Source organism: Frankia nepalensis (genome assembly GCF_016786325.1).
GTDB lineage: Bacteria > Actinomycetota > Actinomycetes > Frankiales > Frankiaceae > Pseudofrankia > Pseudofrankia nepalensis.
In genome coordinates, this window is the sequence record NZ_JADWYU010000352.1 from 1 (window position 1) to 1,550 (window position 1,550).

The window sequence follows — 1,550 nt, forward strand, 5'->3', positions numbered from 1 at the left end:
ACCACGTGGTGCCCCATGGGTCGGTGGCAGCCGGCTGACCGGCGGGAGCCTGGTGGGCGGCCCCCGCGGCCCAGCCCGCCCGGCCAGCCGGGACCGGCGCCCTCCGGCCCGAGGCCGTCGCCGCCGTCGCTGCCGAGGCCGCTCGTGGTCCTGCTGGCCGTCCTGCCGTTCCTGCTGGTCTCGAGTTTCGCGATCGCCGGGGCGTTCCAGCGGGGCGGCGCCGGCTCGCCCGAGGACGCCGTCACCAACTTCATCGAGGCGGCGGCCGACCAGGACGCGCTGGCCGTGGTGAGCGCGATGGACCCGACCGAGCTCAGGATCTTCAAGCCGATCACGACGAAGGCCGCTGACAAGTTCGGCGGCCTCGATTTCGGAGGCACCGACGGGGCTGACGACGAGTCGAACTCCAGCGTCACGGTCCGGGTCCGGGGCCTGAAGGTGAGCCCGGTCGAGCTGCGTCCCGGTGTCGCCCGGGTCGACGTCGTGGCGGGCACGCTGGTCGTCCGGACGGACTCGGAGGAGCTGCCGTTCGAGCTGGGGGGTTCGTCCGAACCAGGTGCCGGCTCCGGCCCGCGAACCGAGGAGGTCGACCTCGCCACCCTCGTCGCCGACGCGACCGAGGACAGCAGCCGGTCCACCTACCTCGTCGCGCTGGAACGGGGCGGACGCTGGTACGTGAGCATCGCGGCGACCGCCGCCGAGTACGCGCGGGAGGCCTCGGGGTACGCGTTCACGCCGGGGCTCGACCCGTCGGCCGGCGGGGCCGCCAGCGCGGACGAGGCGATCACCAGCTTCGTCAGCTCGCTGCCGGGTACGGACCTGCGCGCCACGGTCGGCCTGCTGGCGCCGGGGACCTACCGGGTGCTCTACGACTATGTCGGCGTGATCGAGACCTGGATGCACGGCGACGGCGCGTCGGAGTTCGGCCCGCTGACCGTGCTCGGCGTGTTCGGCGGCGCGCCGGAGGGCGATTACTACTGCGCCGACTACTACTGCGACGACTATTCCTACGACGTGGACGCGGACGACCCGCGCGTCGCGGGCGTCACGGTCACCGTCAAGGACCTGGTCACCAGCAAGGACGACCTGGGCGACGGCCTGATCCGGGTCACCCTCCAGTCCTTCGGGGTCACCGTCACCGACCGGGAGGGTGACGAGGAGACCGTCACCTATGCCGACCGTTGCGTCACCGGCTCGGACGGCGAGCGGGAGTGCCTGGACGAGGAGAGCACGTCGTTCCGGTTCCCCGACCCGGCGATCGTCGTCGCCGAGGCGGGTGGGCGGTACTACGTCGACCCGCTGGCCACGGTCGTGGACTACGTCGGGCAGATGCTCGACCAGGTCGGCGACGCGGACATCGCCTGCCTGCAGGCGCTGATCGATGCCGACACGGCGTCGGACTACGACGAGTCGGAAAGGCTGGCCGAGACCGCCGAGCTGATCTGCGAGGCCGCCCCGCTCGGTCAGCTCCTGGACGACTGAACGACGGCGCAGGAGCGCTGACAACGCCGATGGCCGCCCACCTCCCCAGCGGCCCGGGCCGGCCACCG

At 72.6% G+C, this 1,550-nt stretch carries 1 protein-coding gene; it reads left to right on the forward strand.

The annotated features are described in order from the left end of the window. Window positions 1-144 precede the first annotated feature (144 nt). Window positions 145-1,482: a hypothetical protein gene (locus tag I6A81_RS41145; protein WP_203010521.1), complete on the forward strand. Its 1,338-nt coding sequence runs from the start codon at window positions 145-147 to the stop codon at window positions 1,480-1,482. Window positions 1,483-1,550 lie beyond the last annotated feature (68 nt).